General features: G+C 56.1%; 20 protein-coding genes, 1 pseudogene and 1 other annotated feature. Of the genes and pseudogenes, 10 read left to right on the top strand and 11 right to left on the bottom strand.

The annotated features are described in order from the left end of the window. Positions 1-49 precede the first annotated feature (49 nt). From hisIE to hisL, 9 genes are all read right to left on the bottom strand, one after another. Positions 50-661: a bifunctional phosphoribosyl-AMP cyclohydrolase/phosphoribosyl-ATP diphosphatase HisIE gene (hisIE, locus tag JY391_RS08600; RefSeq protein ID WP_211935580.1), complete on the bottom strand. Its 612-nt coding sequence runs from the start codon at positions 659-661 to the stop codon at positions 50-52. Beyond that, positions 655-1,431, bottom strand: coding sequence for an imidazole glycerol phosphate synthase subunit HisF (gene hisF, locus JY391_RS08605; RefSeq protein WP_042284251.1), 777 nt, complete (start codon positions 1,429-1,431; stop codon positions 655-657). The genes hisIE and hisF overlap by 7 nt, the downstream gene beginning before the upstream one ends. After that, positions 1,413-2,150 (bottom strand): 1-(5-phosphoribosyl)-5-[(5-phosphoribosylamino)methylideneamino]imidazole-4-carboxamide isomerase, encoded by a 738-nt coding sequence (gene hisA, locus JY391_RS08610; RefSeq protein WP_211935581.1) that lies wholly within the window; start codon positions 2,148-2,150, stop codon positions 1,413-1,415. The genes hisF and hisA overlap by 19 nt, the downstream gene beginning before the upstream one ends. Next, positions 2,150-2,740: an imidazole glycerol phosphate synthase subunit HisH gene (hisH, locus tag JY391_RS08615; RefSeq protein ID WP_211935582.1), complete on the bottom strand. Its 591-nt coding sequence runs from the start codon at positions 2,738-2,740 to the stop codon at positions 2,150-2,152. The genes hisA and hisH overlap by 1 nt, the downstream gene beginning before the upstream one ends. Beyond that, complete coding sequence (gene hisB, locus JY391_RS08620; RefSeq protein WP_181822961.1) at positions 2,740-3,807, bottom strand: bifunctional histidinol-phosphatase/imidazoleglycerol-phosphate dehydratase HisB; 1,068 nt, start codon at positions 3,805-3,807, stop codon at positions 2,740-2,742. The genes hisH and hisB overlap by 1 nt, the downstream gene beginning before the upstream one ends. Then, positions 3,804-4,883, bottom strand: coding sequence for a histidinol-phosphate transaminase (gene hisC / locus JY391_RS08625; protein ID WP_211935583.1), 1,080 nt, complete (start codon positions 4,881-4,883; stop codon positions 3,804-3,806). The genes hisB and hisC overlap by 4 nt, the downstream gene beginning before the upstream one ends. Next, positions 4,880-6,184, bottom strand: coding sequence for a histidinol dehydrogenase (gene hisD / locus JY391_RS08630; RefSeq protein ID WP_200034196.1), 1,305 nt, complete (start codon positions 6,182-6,184; stop codon positions 4,880-4,882). Before hisD ends, hisC begins: the two co-directional genes overlap by 4 nt. 5 nt (positions 6,185-6,189) lie before the next feature. Beyond that, complete coding sequence (gene hisG, locus JY391_RS08635; protein ID WP_042284232.1) at positions 6,190-7,089, bottom strand: ATP phosphoribosyltransferase; 900 nt, start codon at positions 7,087-7,089, stop codon at positions 6,190-6,192. Between the two features lie 46 nt (positions 7,090-7,135). Beyond that, positions 7,136-7,259, bottom strand: a sequence feature (His leader region). Beyond that, positions 7,235-7,285 (bottom strand): his operon leader peptide, encoded by a 51-nt coding sequence (hisL, locus tag JY391_RS08640; RefSeq protein ID WP_001364200.1) that lies wholly within the window; start codon positions 7,283-7,285, stop codon positions 7,235-7,237. Its footprint overlaps the feature before it by 25 nt. Positions 7,286-7,447: 162 nt before the next feature. On the opposite strand from hisL, the gene JY391_RS08645 reads away from it, so the two are divergent. The 6 genes and pseudogenes from JY391_RS08645 (at position 7,448) to tsuB (ending at position 12,347) form a co-directional block, all read left to right on the top strand. Then, the gene (locus tag JY391_RS08645; RefSeq protein ID WP_200034194.1) at positions 7,448-8,272 is read left to right on the top strand and encodes an SDR family oxidoreductase; all 825 of its coding nucleotides are present in this window, start codon (positions 7,448-7,450) and stop codon (positions 8,270-8,272) included. Positions 8,273-8,317: 45 nt separating this feature from the next. Beyond that, a pseudogene (locus JY391_RS08650) lies at positions 8,318-9,302 on the top strand (LysR substrate-binding domain-containing protein). Positions 9,303-9,463: 161 nt separating this feature from the next. After that, positions 9,464-9,526, top strand: coding sequence for a membrane protein YoeI (gene yoeI / locus JY391_RS08655; protein ID WP_099433339.1), 63 nt, complete (start codon positions 9,464-9,466; stop codon positions 9,524-9,526). Next, positions 9,516-10,874, top strand: a complete 1,359-nt coding sequence (locus tag JY391_RS08660; protein WP_042284225.1) for an APC family permease — start codon at positions 9,516-9,518, stop codon at positions 10,872-10,874. Before yoeI ends, JY391_RS08660 begins: the two co-directional genes overlap by 11 nt. A 171-nt stretch (positions 10,875-11,045) precedes the next feature. After that, entirely contained in the window at positions 11,046-12,104 is a 1,059-nt protein-coding gene (tsuA, locus tag JY391_RS08665; protein ID WP_060569823.1) for a thiosulfate utilization transporter TsuA/YeeE, read from the top strand. 15 nt (positions 12,105-12,119) lie between these two features. Further along, entirely contained in the window at positions 12,120-12,347 is a 228-nt protein-coding gene (gene tsuB / locus JY391_RS08670; protein WP_042284219.1) for a thiosulfate utilization sulfurtransferase TsuB/YeeD, read from the top strand. Between the two features lie 37 nt (positions 12,348-12,384). Here the strand turns inward: tsuB and sbcB are convergent, their stop codons facing one another. Then, complete coding sequence (gene sbcB, locus JY391_RS08675; protein ID WP_211935584.1) at positions 12,385-13,809, bottom strand: exodeoxyribonuclease I; 1,425 nt, start codon at positions 13,807-13,809, stop codon at positions 12,385-12,387. 243 nt (positions 13,810-14,052) lie between these two features. On the opposite strand from sbcB, the gene dacD reads away from it, so the two are divergent. The 4 genes from dacD to JY391_RS08695 all read left to right on the top strand — a co-directional run bounded on the left by dacD (position 14,053) and on the right by JY391_RS08695 (position 17,487). After that, positions 14,053-15,219: a serine-type D-Ala-D-Ala carboxypeptidase DacD gene (gene dacD, locus JY391_RS08680; RefSeq protein ID WP_211935585.1), complete on the top strand. Its 1,167-nt coding sequence runs from the start codon at positions 14,053-14,055 to the stop codon at positions 15,217-15,219. A gap of 112 nt (positions 15,220-15,331) precedes the next feature. After that, positions 15,332-15,805: a DNA gyrase inhibitor SbmC gene (gene sbmC / locus JY391_RS08685; RefSeq protein ID WP_060570663.1), complete on the top strand. Its 474-nt coding sequence runs from the start codon at positions 15,332-15,334 to the stop codon at positions 15,803-15,805. A gap of 127 nt (positions 15,806-15,932) precedes the next feature. Then, on the top strand, positions 15,933-16,991 hold the full coding sequence (locus tag JY391_RS08690; RefSeq protein ID WP_181822967.1) for an FUSC family protein: 1,059 nt from the start codon (positions 15,933-15,935) through the stop codon (positions 16,989-16,991). Between the two features lie 160 nt (positions 16,992-17,151). Continuing rightward, complete coding sequence (locus tag JY391_RS08695) at positions 17,152-17,487, top strand: DUF496 family protein (RefSeq protein ID WP_032939582.1); 336 nt, start codon at positions 17,152-17,154, stop codon at positions 17,485-17,487. A gap of 30 nt (positions 17,488-17,517) precedes the next feature. Here JY391_RS08695 and JY391_RS08700 read toward each other — a convergent pair whose 3' ends face one another. Further along, complete coding sequence (locus JY391_RS08700) at positions 17,518-18,384, bottom strand: GHMP family kinase ATP-binding protein (protein ID WP_211935586.1); 867 nt, start codon at positions 18,382-18,384, stop codon at positions 17,518-17,520. Positions 18,385-18,471 lie beyond the last annotated feature (87 nt).

The following is an 18,471-nucleotide window of genomic DNA, read 5'->3' on the forward strand; positions in this document are numbered from 1 at the left end:
CAGTAAATACAAAACCGGGCTCTGCGCCCGGTTTTTTTACATATGAAGATTACTGATGACGCTTACGCAGGTTTTCGATCACCGTCGTCAGGTCCAGTTCCTGATCCTGCAACAGCACCAGCAGGTGGTACATCAGATCAGAAGCCTCGTTGGTCAATTCATCGCGGTCATGCACCGTGGCGGCAAGCGCCGTTTCAACGCCTTCTTCGCCGACTTTCTGCGCAATACGCTTAGTGCCGCTGGCGTACAGTTTTGCCGTGTAGGAACTGGCCGGATCGGCAGTTTTACGCCCGGCTAACAGTTGTTCAAGTTGATACAGGAACAGCCACTGGTGTCTGGCTTCGCCAAAGCAACTGCTGGTGCCTTTATGGCAGGTTGGGCCAATCGGGTTAACCAGCGCCAACAGGGTATCGTTGTCGCAGTCAGGCGCGATGCTCACCACCTTCAGAAAATGGCCGGAGGTTTCACCTTTGGTCCACAGCCGCTGTTTCGTACGTGAATAAAAGGTCACGTTGCCGGTCTCAAGGGTTTTATCCAGTGCTTGCGGGTTCATATAGCCCAGCATCAACACTTCGCCGGATACCGCGTGCTGTACGACCACCGGCATAAGTCCGTTGGTTTTTTCCCAGTCCAGCTCGCGGCGCTGTTGCTCTGTTAACATATCCTGATCTCCACGCCCTGTGTTGCCAGGTACGTTTTTAACTCACCAATATTGATAATTTGTTTGTGAAAGACGGAGGCGGCCAGCGCCCCGTCGACGTCCGCGTCACGGAAGGCCTCAAGGAAGTGCTCCATGGTACCGGCGCCGCCGGAGGCAATCAGCGGGACATGACAGACGTCGCGCACTTTTTTCAGCTGCTCAAGGTCGTAGCCGTTACGTACACCGTCCTGGTTCATCATATTCAGGACGATTTCACCGGCGCCGCGTCTTTGCACCTCCTGCACCCAATCCAGCGTTTCCCACTGGGTGACGCGGGTACGGCTTTCATCGCCGGTATACTGATTCACGTGATATTTCCCCGTTTCGGCGTCGTACCAGGTATCAATGCCGACCACGATGCACTGTACGCCAAAACGATCCGCCAGGCGGGTAATCAACGTCGGATCCGCCAGCGCAGGGGAGTTGATGGATATTTTGTCTGCGCCAAAGGAGAGGATCTGCGCGGCGTCTTCCGCCGATTTAATCCCACCCGCCACGCAAAAAGGAATGTCTATCACTTCCGCGACGCGTGTCACCCAGCTCTTGTCGACAACGCGTCCGTCGCTGGAGGCTGTGATATCATAGAACACCAGTTCGTCGGCGCCTTCGTCCGCATAACGCTTCGCCAGCGGTACAATGTCGCCGATGATTTCATGGTTGCGGAACTGCACGCCTTTCACTACCTGGCCATCACGAACGTCGAGGCACGGGATTATGCGTTTTGCCAGCATTGGATAGCCTCCTTCACGGTAAATTTCCCTTCCAGCAGCGCGCGTCCAACAATCACGCCGCTGACACCGGTGCCGCGCAGGGCGGCCACGTCTTCAATGCCGCCAATTCCGCCAGAGGACTGAAACGCCACCTGCGGATATTTTGCGCACACTTCACGGTATAACGAGACGTTAGACCCTGCCAGCGTGCCGTCACGAGAAATATCGGTGCACAGCACGTGCTTCAGGCCGACGGGCAGATAAGTTTCAACCAGCTCTTCCAGCGAAACGCCGGAATCTTCCTGCCAGCCGCTGACCGCCACCTGCTTATTGCCTGCGCCATCAATACGCACGTCGAGCGCCAGCACCAGCGTGTCCGCGCCAAAGCGCTCAAACCAGCCTTTCACCACCTCCGGTGACTTCACTGCCGTTGAGCCGACCACTACGCGGGCAACCCCCGCCGCCAGCAGGGCGGCAACGTCTTCTTCGCTGCGCACGCCGCCGCCAACCTGGACGGGAACGTTAACGCCCGCCACCAGCGTTTTGATCAGCGGGATCTGGCGTTTTGCCGGATCTTTCGCCCCGGTTAAGTCAACCAGGTGCAGTACCTCCGCGCCCTGCGCCGCGTAATCCTGCAAACGCGGTAACGGATCGTTGCCATAGTCGCGCTGTTTTGCGTAGTCGCCCTGGTGGAGACGCACCACGGTGCCGTCGATTAAATCTAATGCCGGAATAATCATCACATCTCCAGGAAGTTTTTCAGTAACTGCGCGCCCGCAGCACCCGAACGCTCAGGGTGAAATTGTACGCCATAGAAGTTGTCTTTTTGCACCGCGGCGGTAAACGGTTCGCCGTAATTGCACTGTGCGATAGTCCACGGGTTCACCGGCATGGCATAGCTGTGCACGAAGTAAAAGTACGCGCCGTCCTCAATCCCCTGGAACAGCCGGTTTCCGGCCTGCGGATAGACCCTATTCCAGCCCATATGCGGCAGCGGCAACCCGAAATCGGTCATTTTCGGCACGTCCTGCTCAATAATTCCCAGCAGATCCACGCCCTGCGTCTCGTCGCTGCGACGTCCCAGAATTTGCATCCCCAGGCATATGCCCAGCACCGGTTGCGTACAGGCTTTGATCAGCTCGATAAGTTCGCGCTCGCGCAGCTGGTCCATCGCCGCCTGGGCGGTGCCGACGCCGGGCAAAAAGAGTTTGTCCGCCATCAGCGCCACGTCCGGGTCGCGGCTGACCTGCGGGTTGTATCCATGCCGCGCCACGGCGGATTTCACCGAATGGAGGTTGGCGCAGCCGGTATCCAGAATCACTACGTTCATCACAACACTCCTTTGGAGGAGGGGAGCGTATCACCTTCCACGCGGATAGCCTGGCGCAGCGTGCGGCCAAAGGCTTTAAACAGGCTTTCCACACGATGATGGTCGTTTTTGCCCTTGGTTTTCAGGTGCAACGTCACGCCCATGGTGTAAGAGAGCGAGCGGAAGAAGTGTTCAATCATCTCGGTGCTCAGATCCCCCACGCGCTGATAAGCGAATTCGGCTTTATATTCCAGGTGCGGACGCCCGGAAATATCCAGCGCGCAGCGTGCCAGGCATTCATCCATCGGCAGGACAAAACCAAAACGGCAGATCCCGCGCTTGTCGCCGAGCGCCAGCTTTAATGCTTCACCCAACGCCAGGCCGGTGTCTTCAACGGTGTGGTGATCGTCAATATAGAGATCGCCCTTGACCAATATCTCCATGCGAAAACCACCGTGGGTGGCGATCTGGTCCAGCATGTGGTCGAAAAAGCCGACGCCGGTGTTGATTTTGCTGTCGCCTTCACGATCCAGCCACACCTTCACATCAATCTGCGTCTCTTTGGTCTTGCGTTCCACGTGGGCGTAACGGTCGCGTTTCGTTAACTGCTCACCGATCATGGCCCAGTTCAGGGTTTCCCGGTTGTAGCGTAAGCCGCGAATGCCCATGTTGTCGGCAAGCTGAAGATCGGTTTCCCGGTCGCCGATAACATAGCTGTTGGCGCTGTCCATTGCCTGACTGGCAAGATAACGCTCAACCAGCCGGGTTTTCGGCTTCCGGCAGTCGCACGCGTCGGCGGGCAGGTGCGGACAAATCAGCACCTCGTCAAACTGCACGCCCTGCGAGGTGAAAATCTGCATCATCAGGTTATGTGGACCCTCGAAGTCGGCCTGAGGGAAACTCTGGGTTCCCAGACCGTCCTGGTTGGTGATCATTACCAGCGTATAGCCCGCTTTTTGCAGCTTCAGCAGGACCGGCACCACCTCTGGCTCAAAGGCCAGTTTGTCGAAGCGATCCACCTGGAAATCGCTGGGCGGTTCGGTGATCAGGGTTCCGTCACGATCGATAAAGAGATACTTCTGGCTCATACTTGCTCCGCACGTAAAGCGTCAATGACGCGCTGGCTTTCTTCCCGTGTTCCAACCGTAATGCGCAGACAGCCGCTTAATGAAGGTTGTTTGTTCTGGTCTCGTAAGATAATGCCCTGATCCCACAAAGATTTAAATACGCGGCTGGAGGCCGTAAAACGCGCGAGAATATAGTTGGTTTGCGAATCGAACACCTGCTCCACGCAGGCGATATCGCGCAGGGCATTAATCAGGTTCTGACGCTCCAGCAGAATCTGCGCCACGCGCTCGCGCATCGCGTTTATTCCCTGCGGACTAAGCGCCTGAGCGGCAATGTCGGCGACCGGCGTTGAAAGCGGGTACGGGGCGATCACTTTCAACAGCAGGTTGATGACCTCTTCATTGGCCAGCGTAAAGCCGCAGCGCAGTCCGGCCAGCGCGAACGCTTTCGACAGGGTGCGCAGAATGACAAGGTGAGGGTACTCAGACAGCCAGCCTGCCAGCGTCGCCTGTGGGCAAAACTCAATATAGGCTTCGTCGGCGACGACAATCGCTTTGCCACGCGTCAGTTCCAGCAGCGTGCGCAAGTCCTGCGGATGGATCAACTGGCCGGTCGGATTATTTGGGCTGCACACGTAAACCACTTTAACACCGTCGAGCTTGTCCGAAATGCCCTGCATATCCAGCTGCCAGTCGGCAAGCGACGGTACGGTACGGCATTCGACGCCGATTGTCTCCGCGCTGACGCTATACATGCCGTAGGTCGGCGGACAGTAGAGGATCGCGTCTTTACCCGGCTCGCAGAAGGCGCGGATTAACAGTTCAATGCCTTCGTCCGCCCCGCGGCTAACCAGCACCTGTTCTGGCTTAACGCCCGCGTACTGGGCGTAGTGTTCAATCACCGCTTTGGGCTGGCATTCCGGATAGCGGTTGAGCGTTTGCTGTGTCAGTTGAAACTCGACTGCCGTCGGGAATTCGTTGGCATTTAACCAGACATCACCGTTGCCACCCAGGCGACGGGCAGACTGATACGGCGTAAGATTGCGGACATTATCACGGGCTAACTCGCTGACGCTAAAACGGTTTTCAGTGCTCATGCTTGCTCCTTAAGGGCGTTGACGCGCAGGGTGACGGCATTTTTGTGAGCGGTCAGGCGTTCTGCCGCCGCCAGCGTTTCGATGGTGGACGCCAGAGCGGAAAAGCCCGCTTTCGACAGCTCCTGCACCGTCATACGCTTCTGAAAATCCGCCAGTCCAAGGCTGGAACAGGTCGCGGTATAACCGTAGGTTGGTAGCACGTGATTGGTGCCAGAAGCGTAATCCCCGGCTGACTCTGGCGACCAGTCGCCAAGGAAAACTGAACCGGCGCTGGTGATATCATCCACCAGATCGCGGGCGTTACGTGTCTGCACGATAAGGTGCTCCGGACCATACTGATTCGAAATCTCGACACACTGGGCCAGATCGCGGGTGACAATCAGGCGGCTGGCGCTGAGCGCCTGGCGTGCGGTTTCCGCGCGCGGCAGTTCCGCCAACTGGCGTTCTACCGCGTCGGCAACGCGTCTGGCGATGTCTGCGTCCGGGGTCAGTAAAATCACCTGTGAATCCGGGCCGTGTTCCGCCTGCGAAAGCAGGTCGGAGGCGACAAAATCCGGCGTCGCGCCGCTGTCGGCAATCACCAGCACTTCAGACGGACCGGCAGGCATATCGATCGCCGCGCCATCCAGACGCTGGCTGACCTGCCGTTTCGCTTCCGTGACAAACGCATTACCCGGACCGAAAATTTTATCCACCTTTGGCACCGACTCGCTGCCAAACGCCAGCGCGGCAATGGCCTGCGCGCCGCCGACGTTGAATATTTCCTGCACCCCACACAGTTGCGCCGCATACAGAATTTCGTCGGCGATCGGCGGCGGCGAGCAGAGCACCACTTTTTTGCAGCCCGCAATGCGCGCCGGCGTTGCCAGCATCAGTACGGTTGAAAACAGCGGCGCGGACCCGCCCGGAATATATAAGCCGACTGAGGCGACCGGGCGCGTGACCTGCTGGCAACGTACGCCGGGTTGGGTTTCCACATCCACGGTCTGCAGTTGTTGCGCAGTGTGGAACGTCTCAATATTTTTCACCGCGACTGCCATCGCCTGTTTTAAATCGTCGCCCAGGCGGGCGCCGGCAGCGGCAATTTCATCAGCGGACACGTTCAGCGCGCCAACGTCGGTTTTATCAAATTTCGCGCTGTATTCACGCAGGGCAGCGTCGCCGCGCGCCTTTACGTTATCCAGGATCTCGCTCACGGTGCGGGTAATACTGTCCGACGCGGAGATCGCCGGGCGCATCAGTAAGTTGCGCTGTTCTTCAACGCCGCATGCGTTCCAGTCAATGATTGTGCTAAAGCTCATAGCCATCACTCCATCATCTTCTCAATCGGCAGCACCAGGATCGAACTGGCGCCAAGCGCTTTCAGTTTTTCCATGGTTTCCCAGAACAGCGTTTCGCTGCTGACCATGTGCATAGCCACGCGCTGCTGGTCGCCCGCCAGCGGCAGAATCGTTGGGCGCTCTGCGCCTGGCAGCAGGGCGATCACTTCTTCCAGGCGTTCGCTTGGCGCGTGCATCATGATGTATTTCGATTCGCGTGCCTGAATCACGCCCTGAATACGGGTGAGCAGCTTGTCGATTAACTGCTGTTTGGCGTCGGCCATGTCGCCGTCGCGTTGGATCAGGCAGGCTTTTGAGCGGTAAATGACTTCCACTTCGCGCAGTCCGTTAGCTTCCAGCGTGGCGCCGGTAGAGACCAGGTCGCAAATGGCATCGGCGAGGCCCGCGCGCGGCGCGACTTCCACAGAACCGTTTAACAGACAGGATTTAAAGGAGACGCCTTTCTGGTCGAGATAACGCTTCAGCAGGTGCGGGTAAGAGGTGGCGATGCGTTTACCGTCGAGAGCGGCCGGGCCGTCCCAGGCTTCGTCAACCGGGGTCGCCAGGGAAAGGCGGCAGCCGCCAAAGTCGAGGCGACGGAGGGTAAAGTAACGCGGATCCTCACCCTGAGCGCGGCGGTTGAGCAGTTCCTCTTCCAGCACGTTCTCGCCAATAATGCCAAGATCGACCACGCCATCCATCACCAGACCCGGGATATCGTCGTCACGCACGCGCAGAATATCGATCGGCATATTCTCGGCCATCGCAATCAGACGCTGGGTGTGTAAGTTAATTTTAATGCCGCAGCGTGCCAGCAGTTCGCGTGAATCATCACTCAAACGGCCTGATTTCTGAATAGCTATGCGTAAACGGGTGTTATCTAACATTCTTATTTCCTCTTTATCCTGTCTGAATCGGTCTGAAACGCGCGCCAAAAAAAAGCCCCCGGAAGATGATCTTCCGGGGGCTTTCTCATGCGTTCATGCACCACTGGAAGATCTGAATGTCTCCCAGCACACATCGCCTGAAAGACTAGTCAGGATGATGGTGATGATGGTGGTGTTTAAATTGAACGCGTGTCATAAAATTCTCGATGAATGCTTATTCATTTGATGTCTTTTAACCTAAACCACTTTGGCGTGATAAAGCAAGCGCTTTTTTACATTCCTATTTATAGTATGAATTGTCAGTCTGAATACGCAGGCGTAGCCTTATATAAATAGTGCCGGAGTCAGGAGAAAACGGATGAAAAAGGTCGCAATTGTCGGTTTAGGATGGTTGGGCATGCCGCTGGCAATGTCGCTGACGGCCAGAGGCTGGCAGGTGAAGGGGAGCAAAACCACCCTGGATGGGGTGGAAGCGGCCAGAATGAGCGGTATTGAAGGGTATCCACTGCGTCTGGAGCCCGAGCTGGTCTGCGAGGCGGACGATCTGGAGGCGTTGATGGACGTCGACGCGCTGGTGATCACGTTACCGGCTCGTCGTAGCGGTCCTGGAGAAGAATTCTATTTACAGGCAATGCAGGAACTGGTCGACAGCGCGCTGGCCTGGCGCATTCCGCGCATTATCTTTACCAGTTCGACCTCGGTGTATGGCGATACATCGGGCACGGTGAAAGAAAACACGCCGCGTCATCCGGTCACAGCCAGCGGGCGAGTATTGAAGGAGCTGGAGGACTGGCTGCATCATCTGCCGGGCACCTCAGTGGATATTCTGCGCCTGGCGGGGCTGGTCGGACCCGGGCGGCATCCGGGGCGTTTCTTCGCCGGAAAAACCGCGCCAAATGGCGAACACGGCGTCAATCTCGTCCATCTTGAAGATGTCATTGCCGCCATCACGCTTCTGCTTCAGGCGCCGAAAGGGGGGCACATCTATAATATCTGTGCCCCCGTCCACCCTGCGCGAAAAGTGTTTTATCCGCAAATGGCGCGACTGCTGGGCACCGAGCCACCGCAATTCCTGGACTCGCCGGACAAGGGTAAAGGCAAAATTATTGACGGTAGCCGGATCTGCAATGAGCTAGGATTTGAATATCAGTATCCCGACCCGCTGCTGATGCCGATGGAGTAATGCATATCCCAGCGGTCTTTTGCCATCCATCGCAAGGGGGCGTGTATGAAACCACTGCTGGACGTGCTGATCATTCTTGATGCGCTGGAAAAAGAGGGCAGTTTTGCCGCAGCGTCGGCGCGGTTATATAAGACGCCGTCGGCGCTCAGCTATACCGTTCACCGCCTCGAAAGCGACCTGAATATTCAGATCCTCGATCGCAGCGGCCATCGCGCCCGCTTTACCCGCACCGGGCAGATGCTGCTGGAAAAAGGGCGTGAAGTGCTGCATACCGTGCGGGAGCTGGAAAAACAGGCGGTGAAACTGCACGAAGGCTGGGAAAATGAGCTGGTCATTGGCGTAGACGACACTTTTCCGTTTTCCCTGCTCGCCCCGCTGATCGAGTTATTTTATCAACATCACAGCGTCACGCGGCTGAAATTTGTTAACGGGGTGCTGGGCGGCTCGTGGGATGCGCTGACCCAGGGACGGGCGGATATTATTGTCGGCGCCATGCATCAACCGCCGTCATCCAGCGAATTTGGCTATACGCGTCTTGGCGATCTGGAACACGTTTTCGCGGTTGCGCCTCATCATCCGCTTTCGGAAGAAAGCGAACCGCTGAGCCGCGGCACCATCAGACGCCACCGGGCGATTGTGGTCGGTGACGGCGCACACCCCGCCTGTTCAACGGCAACGCAGCTACTGGACGATCAGGACGCGATAACCGTTTTCGATTTTAAAACCAAACTGGAGCTGCAAATCAGCGGCTTGGGTTGCGGTTATCTGCCGCGCTATCTGGCCCAGCGATTCCTTGAAAGCGGCGCGCTCATCGAAAAGAAAGTGGACGCGCAGGTACTGTCTGAACCCGTGTGGGTTGGCTGGAATGTGCGCACCGCCGGGCTGGCCAGCGCCTGGTGGCGGGACGAGATTTTAGCAAATAGTGCTATCGCTGGTGTTTACACAAGCGGCGAGTCCAGCAAATCAAACAGTTAGGAAAAAATTTTTTATGACAAGGCTCTCATTCTCTTGTCATTTCGCCTCAATTTAAGGCACAATGCGCCGCTTGCAAAAAATGACATTAACCGACGTTTTACTACGCGTCGGTTATTTTTTTGCATCAAACCAATCATTCATACCAAGAGGCCGGGCTTCGTACCGGATAGATATTTACTAAAAACCGACAGTTGTTGTCGCTGAGGAATCCAGAAAATGGGGCAATTTTTTGCTTACGCGACGGCATTCGCCGTAAAGGGGAATGACCATGTCGCATAACGTTACTCCAAACACCTCTCGCGTGGAATTACGTAAAACCCTTACGTTGATTCCGGTTGTAATGATGGGTCTTGCCTATATGCAGCCGATGACGCTGTTCGATACATTCGGTATCGTTTCGGGCCTCACTGACGGTCACGTGGCAACGGCGTATGCCTTTGCGCTGGTCGCGATTCTTTTTACAGCGTTGAGCTACGGTAAACTGGTTCGCCGTTTCCCGTCCGCTGGCTCGGCGTACACCTATGCCCAGAAATCCATTAGCCCGACCGTTGGCTTTATGGTGGGTTGGTCATCTCTGCTGGACTACCTGTTCATGCCGATGATCAACATCCTGTTGGCAAAAATCTATTTCGAAGCGCTGGTGCCGTCAGTACCGTCATGGATCTTTGTTGTCGCGCTGGTGGCCTTTATGACCATCTCTAACCTGCGCAGCATCAAGACGGTAGCGAACTTCAATACCCTGATCGTGATCCTGCAGATGGGCATCGTGGCGGTGATTGTCGGCCTGATTATCTACGGTGTTTCCCACGGTGAAGGCGCGGGTACGCTGGTAAGCTCACGTCCGTTCTGGTCTGAAGGCGCGCACGTGGTGCCGATGATCACTGGCGCGACCATCCTGTGCTTCTCGTTCCTCGGCTTTGACGGCATCTCTTCGCTGTCTGAAGAGACCAAAGACGCAGAGCGCGTGATCCCGAAGGCGATCTTCCTGACCGCGCTGATTGGCGGCCTGATCTTCATCGGCGCCTCTTACTTCCTGCAGCTGTACTTCCCGGATATCTCCCGCTTCAAGGATCCGGATGCGTCTCAGCCGGAAATCATGCTGTACGTGGCGGGTAAAACCTTCCAGTGGGGCGTGCTGATCTTCTCCAGCGTAACCGTACTGGCCTCCGGTATGGCGGCGCACGCGGGCGTGTCTCGTCTGATGTACGTCATGGGCCGTGACGGCGTGTTCCCGACGCGCTTCTTTGGCTACGTACACCCGAAATGGCGTACCCCGGCATGGAACGTGCTGCTGGTCGGCGCCATCGCGCTGCTGGCGATCAATTTTGACCTGGTGACGGCGACGGCGCTGATCAACTTCGGCGCGCTGGTGGCGTTTACCTTTGTGAACCTGTCTGTGATTTCACAGTTCTGGATCCGCGAAAAACGTAACAAGACGCTGAAAGACCACTTCAATTACCTGATTCTGCCGACCTGCGGCGCGCTGACCGTGGGCGCTCTGTGGATTAACCTGGAAGAAAGCTCGATGGTTCTGGGGCTGATCTGGGCCGGCATTGGTCTGGTGTATCTGGCTTGCGTGACCAAAAGCTTCCGCAATCCGGTTCCGCAGTACGAAGATATCGCTTAATCGTGTAATCCAATCAAACCGGAGACCTGTTCTCCGGTTTTTTTATGCCTGCGTTTTATTCCCTGTCTGGCTTAATAACCTTTCGTTCTAATTTAGAGAATTTGGTTATTGGTTATGAACAACCGCGTCATGAATAATTTCCTGACAAATGTTCTTCAGGCTAATTAATTTATGCTTTCAATGATAATAAGCGGACTGTTCTGCGGTGCGCTGCTGGGTTTTGTCATGCAGCGCGGACGGTTCTGTCTGACCGGCGGATTCCGCGATATGTACATCGCAAAAAACAACCGTATGTTTTATGCCTTGCTGATTGCGATCTGCGTTCAGAGCGTGGGCGTGTTTACGCTGATCCAGACCGGGGTTGTCAGCTATGACGCGGGGACGTTTCCGTGGCTCGGCACCGTGGCGGGCGGCTACATTTTTGGCATTGGTATTGTCTATGCGGGCGGTTGCGCCACCGGTACATGGTATCGCGCGGGCGAGGGGTTGATCGGCAGCTGGATTGCGCTGTTTACCTATATGGTAATGAGTGCGGTAATGCGTTCACCGCACGCCAGCGGACTTAACCAGACGCTGAAAACCTACAGCACTGAACACAATTCGATTGCCGACACGCTCAACCTTTCCGTCTGGCCGCTGATTGCCTTATTGCTGGTGCTGACGCTGTGGGTGGTGGCGAAAGAGCTGAAAAAGCCGAAGCTGAAGGTAGCGACGCTACCGCCGCGCCGTCGCGGGTTGGCGCACATTCTGTTTGAAAAGCGTTGGCATCCGTTTGTCACCGCAGTCCTTATCGGCCTGATCGCGCTGCTGGCATGGCCGCTGAGCGAAGCGACCGGCAGGATGTTTGGCCTGGGCATTACCTCGCCGACCGCCAATATTTTGCAATTCCTGGTGGCAGGCGACAGCAAATTCCTTAACTGGGGCGTGTTCCTGGTGCTCGGTATCTTTCTTGGCTCGTTTATTGCCGCAAAAGCCAGCCGGGAATTTCGCGTACGCGCTGCCGATGCGCCAACCACGCTACGCAGCGGGTTTGGCGGGATCCTGATGGGCGTTGGCGCCAGCATCGCCGGAGGATGCTCGATCGGTAACGGCCTGGTGATGACGGCGATGATGACCTGGCAGGGCTGGATTGGTCTGGCCTTTATGATCCTTGGGGTGTGGACCGCATCCTGGATAGTGTATGTACGACCGCAGCGTAAAGCCCGACTGGCGACCGCTGCGGCGAATTAAACGTAAGGATAAATGATGGCGATTAAAAAACTGGACGTGGTAACGCAGGTTTGCCCGTTCCCCCTGATTGAAGCAAAAGCGGCGCTGGCGGAAATGGCGAGCGGCGACGAACTGGTGATCGAGTTTGACTGCACCCAGGCCACGGAAGCCATCCCGCAGTGGGCGGCGGAAGAGGGGCATACTATTACCGATTACCAACAGGTTGGCGATGCCGCCTGGAGCATCACCGTACAGAAAGCGTGACCCATGCTTCCCTCTGCGTTCGCGCAGAGGGAAACCTTCAGACGATCTCTTGCGCGTACTGCCACAACGACTTCAGTAACGCCTGCTTCTCACTGTCATTCGCGTATTCCTGATACAGCATCTGTAACTCTTCGGCATAGCGTTGCAAAAATTCCGGCGTAAAGACCTGGCGGCGGTGCTCCAGCCAGCGCTGCTGTTCCTCTTCATCCAGCGTGCCAGGAAAGTTGCGGGCGCGGTAATTGAACAGCAGCTTCTCAATACGCGGGTCGACAAAGGTGATGTCCAGCGCAGGCAGGTTTTGCGGGGCAGTCTCCAGTATAATCTTCATTGCCGCGCGATCGGCGTCGCTAAAAAAGCCATCGTATAACTGGGCGTCGACGTTATCAGACGGCGTAAAGGGCTCCGCTTCGGCGAAGATAGCCACCACTTTGTCACGCACCTGCGGGTTGTCGCGCAGCACTTTCAGGTTATCGAGGCAGTGCTGACGATTAATCCCTAACCGGTCGGCATCTTCCGGACGCAGCGTATTCGCCTGGGCCAGCACCGGACATTTATTGATGTGCACCAGTTTCACCGGCACGGCGGCATTATCGCCGAGATCGGCTTTGGCGGTGTACAGCCGCTCGCGCAGGGCGTCGCTGTCGAGTTCGAGGAGCGGTGAAATATCCCCCGCCAGATCCACCATAATCACCGCGTTGCGGTTCTCGGGATGCCATGCCAGCGGCGCGACCCAACTGGTGTTGCCGCGCCATGCGCCAAACATACCAGAGACATGCACCAGTGGTTTCATCTGCGGCACGTCGATCAGCGCCGCCAGCTTGTGCTTGCTGCGGTGCGTGTAGAGGTAGTCAAACAATCGCGGCTGCCGCGCCTTCACTAACTGCGCCATCGCTATCGTCGCATACACGTCCGCCATGGCGTCGTGGGCGTTGCTGTGCTCAATCCCGTTCGCTTTTGTCAGGTGTTCCAGGCGAAAGCTGGGAAGCCCTTCCTCGTTTTCCGGCCAGACGATCCCTTCCGGGCGCAGGGCGTAACAGGCGCGCATCACGTCCAGCAAATCCCAGCGCGAATTATCATGCTGCCAGCTCCAGGCGTAGGGATCGTAGAAATTGCGGTACAGGACGTTACGCGTTACTTCGTCGTCGAAGCGCACGTTGTTATAGCCAATAATGCAGGTTTTTGGCACGGTGAACAGCGCGTGGATTCGGGCGGCAAACGCCGCCTCGTTTTCGCCTTTCTCCCGCGCTTCCTGTGGCGTAATACCCGTAACCATCACGGCCCCTGGCTGCGGCAGATAGTCGTCTGCAGGCTTGCAGTAAAACACCTCAGGTTCGCCGATAACGTTAAACTCGCTGTCTGTGCGAAGAGCGGCAAATTGCGCGGGTCTGTCGAGCGCCGGATGCGTGCCGAAGGTTTCGTAGTCGTGAAAGAGAAAGGTGGGTTGCTGCTGACCGTCATTCATAAAAAAGTGTATTCCGTGGCTGAAAGTTGCGCGCTGCCTGAACGCAACAGAGTAGCAAAATTCGGCGGGGCGATCAGCCAGAGCTGTTGTCAGGAGGCGAATAAAATGGCGTGAGGTAAAAATGCGGACCCCGTCTGAGTGGAAAAACGTGTCTTACGTCACATTTTCTTGCAATTAATCCCTGTTCGTTTATCAGATTTTCCGTAAAAAGGACGGCTCTTTTGTCACACCTGAGGATATGCTGTGGAACGCCGTCTGTTTATTGCCGCTTCGTTACTCGCTACGCACCTTTCTACCGCGCTCGCGTCAAGCACTGTCGACTTCGCGCCGCAGCCACCTGCGGTAGAGGCCGCTTCATGGGTGCTGATGGACTACACCACCGGGCAAATCCTTACCGCCGGAAATGAACATCAGCAGCGCAACCCGGCGAGTCTGACCAAGCTGATGACCGGCTACGTGGTTGACCGGGCCATCGACAGCAAGCACATTTCTCCTGACGACATGGTTACGGTTGGGCGCGACGCATGGGCCAAAGATAACCCGGTGTTTGTCGGTTCTTCGCTGATGTTTCTCAAACAAGGTGAACGCGTCTCGGTGCGCGATCTCAGCCGTGGTTTGATTGTTGATTCCGGTAATGACGCCTGCGTTGCGCTGGCGGACTATGTGGCCGGCGGGCAGCCGCAGTTCGTGGCGATGATGAACAGCTATGTCAGGAAGCTGCATTTGCAGGACACCCATTTCGAGACGGTTCACGGCCTGGATGCGCCGGGACAGCACAGCTCCGCGTACGATCTGGCCGTGCTTTCACGGGCGATCATTCACGGCGAACCTGAGTTTTATCACATGTACAGCGAGAAAAGCCTGACCTGGAACGGCATCACCCAGTACAACCGCAACGGTCTGCTGTGGGATAAATCGCTGAACGTCGACGGCCTGAAAACCGGACATACTTCTGGCGCGGGCTTTAACCTGATTGCTTCCGCGGTTGATGGCAAGCGGCGTCTTATTGCGGTCATTATGGGGGCAGAAAGCCCGAAGGGTCGGGAGGAACAGGCGCGTAAACTGCTGCATTGGGGACAGCAGAATTTCGATACGGTGCAGATCCTGCGCAGCGGTAAGCAAGTAGGCGCTGAGCGGATCTGGTATGGCGATAAAGAGAAGATTGCGCTGGGCACCGAGCAGGATTTCTGGATGGCCTTACCAAAAGCGGAAATTCCTCACATCAAAGCGAAATATGTGTTGGATAAAGCGGAGCTTGAAGCGCCGCTCACCGCCCATCAGCGGGTCGGGGAAATCGAGCTGTATGATCGCGACAAGCTGATTGCCCACTGGCCTTTGGTGACGCTGGAAGCAGTTGACAAGGGCGGTCTGTTCTCGCGACTGAGCGACTACTTCCACCATAAAGCCTGACAGGAGACTGGCAGGAGTTCGCCTCTGCTCACATAATAATCACAAATAACTTGTGGCTGTTATTTCGACTTCGTTACACTGTATATAAATACAGTGTAACAATGGAGGCAACATGAACTACGAGATCAGACAAGTCGATAAGCGAACCGTAGCGGGTTTCCACCTGGTGGGACCCTGGGAACAAACGGTGAAGCAGGGCTTTGAGCAACTGATGATGTGGGTGGACGGCAAACAGATCGTAACGGATGAATGGATCGCCGTGTATTTTGACAATCCGGACGACGTTCCCGCAGAGAAACTGCGCTGCAGTACGGTGGTGTCCGTCCCGACCGATTTCGTTATCCCGGAAAACAGCGAAGGCGTTACGCTGAGCGAAATCGAGGGCGGGCAATACGCTACGGCGGTTGCCCGCGTAACGGACACGGATTTCGCCACGCCGTGGTATCAGTTCTTCAATAGTTTGTTGCAGGACAAAGCGTATGAGATGGCCTGCAAACCGTGCTTTGAAGTCTATCTTAACGATGGCTGCAAAGACGGCTACTGGGACATTGAGATGTATATCGCCGTACAACCTGCCGTCAAATAAGCGCGAAAACCTGGCGGACTGGCGCTAAGTGAGACTACGCTTAGCGAGATGTCCTGTCCGCTACGGTGAAATTTTCAGTGTAAAAGCAGGTACAATCCGTTTATTGTTTTTCTGACGGAGTGCATGAGTGCGTGCCGACAAGTCGCTGAGTCCCTTCGAAATCCGCCTGTATCGCCATTACCGTGTCGTGCATGGCATCCGTATTGCGCTGGCCTTTATCCTGACCTTTCTCCTCGTCCGGTTGTTTAACATTCCGGAAGGCACCTGGCCTTTGATCACGCTGGTGGTGATCATGGGGCCGATCTCCTTTTGGGGAAACGTGGTTCCCCGCGCCTTCGAGCGAATCGGCGGCACAATTCTTGGTTCGGTACTCGGGCTGGTGGCGCTGCGTCTTGAGCTGTTTTCCTTACCGCTGATGCTGTTATGGTGCGCAGCGGCGATGTTTCTCTGCGGCTGGCTGGCGCTGGGGAAAAAACCGTATCAGGCGCTGTTGATCGGCATTACGCTTGCCGTGGTGGTTGGCGCGCCAGCCGGGGATATGGAGACCGCGCTGTGGCGCGGCGGCGATGTCATTCTCGGCTCGCTTCTGGCGATGTTGTTTACCGGCATCTGGCCGCAGCGGGCCTTCATTCACTGGCGTATCCAGTTGGCGCACTGCGTGACAGCATACAACCGGGTTTATCAGGCGGCGCTGTCGCCCAATCTGCTGGAACGTCCGAGGTTGGAGAAGCACCTGCAACAGTTGCTGAGCGATGTGGTGAAAATGCGCGGGCTTATCACGCCAGCCAGCAAAGAGACGCGCATTCAGAAATCGATTTTCGAAGCCATTCAGACCGTGAATCGCAATCTGGTCTGCATGCTGGAGCTGCAAATCAACGCCCTGTGGGCAACGCGCGCGAGCCACTTCGTGATGCTCAACGCCCACACGTTGCGGGAAACTCAGCAGATGACGCAGCAGGCGCTGCTGACCATCACCCACGCGCTGTTTGAAGGGAACCCGCAGCCGATCCTTGCCAATACCGAAAAACTGAATGATACCGTTAATGAACTGCGGACGCTTATCCGCCAGCATGACGAGCGCAATGTAGCGGAAACGCCGATCCACGGTTATGTGTGGTTGAGTCTGGAAACCGCACGCCAGCTGGAGCTGCTTTCACATCTTATCTGCCGGGCGCTGCGCAAATAATCAGCAGATGAGGAGAATGAACCGGGTGCTGCTTCGATTCAGCAACGAATAAGGGTATGATGAAAACAAGGACGTCGCCATTGTCATTTATGGCTACGAAAAGTAATGTAAGCCCTATAGTTTAAACGAATCCGAATCTCACATTATCAGGGGTGTAAAAATGGAAACTACCAAGCCATCTTTCCAGGACGTGCTGGAATTTGTCCGTCTGTTCCGTCGCAAAAATAAACTGCAACGTGAAATCCAGGACGTTGAGAAAAAGATCCGTGACAACCAGAAACGCGTTCTGCTGTTGGACAACCTGAGCGACTACATCAAGCCAGGTATGAGCGTTGAAGCCATTCAGGGCATCATCGCCAGCATGAAAAGCGACTATGAAGATCGCGTTGATGACTACATCATCAAAAATGCTGAAATCTCTAAAGAGCGCCGCGATATTTCTAAAAAGCTGAAAGCGATGGGCGAACTCAAAAACGGCGAAGCGAAAGCAGAGTAACGTCTTGACGCAGTGAGGATCGTCTGGTCCTCACTGACATGTCACGCCACCGCGCACCATCCGTAGCAAATGCTGTTCCGGCCAGTGTTCAGCTAATCTCTTTTTCTTTAGCAGCCACTTCACGTATTCGACGTCATGTTTATGCCTGTCGAGCATCAACCCGACTACGCTGCCGCTGTGTGCGACGTTCACGCCATACAAATCACACTCTTCCATGAGCGACAATAGCGCGTCAAAGTCGGGCTTCGGCAGCAGCGCCTGGCTGGCGATGGCGCTCAACGTTGCCGCTTCGCCCATCCGGTACGGATTTTGCTCCGCGCAGGCTTGCTGAACCTTCTCCCAGGCTCTTTTCAACGCTGGCGCGCCAGCGTCCAGCCCCGCCTGACGTGGGATACGGTGATAATCCGCCGTGCGCAGCGTCTGCGGACTTTCCAGTACAAGGAGGTCCAGTTCCGGTTGGCATTCACAACCGATGCGCACTGACGCATCGTTATGATCAAACAGGGTTAACTGGTGAAAAACGGTACTGTCGGTGGGTTCCAGCGACACGCAAAGCTGCGCAAGGGTGGTCTCGTCCAGTGCGCGCCCCAGATAGCGCGCAGTCGCTACGGCAGTGGCGGCGATGTCTGCTGTACTGCTTGCCATCCCCTTGGCGATGGGGATCGTGGAATGAATATCAATGCGAATGTCCTGACTGAGTTCGTCCGGGTATTGCCAGTGCGCAAGCAGGGTATTCACCATGGCCCGTGACAGAGGGCGCTCATCCGCCAGCGGCGAACCGGCGCTGATTTCAACGGTGCTGTACCAGTCAACAGGGCAGGAGACCAGTTTCTCGCTGCCCATAATCCAGCCCTGAATGAGTTCTCCGCACGAAGCGGGGCATTGCGCAACAGCCACATTTTCACCTTTCTGCTCTGTCATCCCCGGCGCATAGTGTCATGGCGATTGCGCTATTACCATGATTTACCGCAATGTGCGCGGCGC

The organism is Citrobacter sedlakii, assembly GCF_018128425.1.
Taxonomy (GTDB): domain Bacteria; phylum Pseudomonadota; class Gammaproteobacteria; order Enterobacterales; family Enterobacteriaceae; genus Citrobacter_A; species Citrobacter_A sedlakii.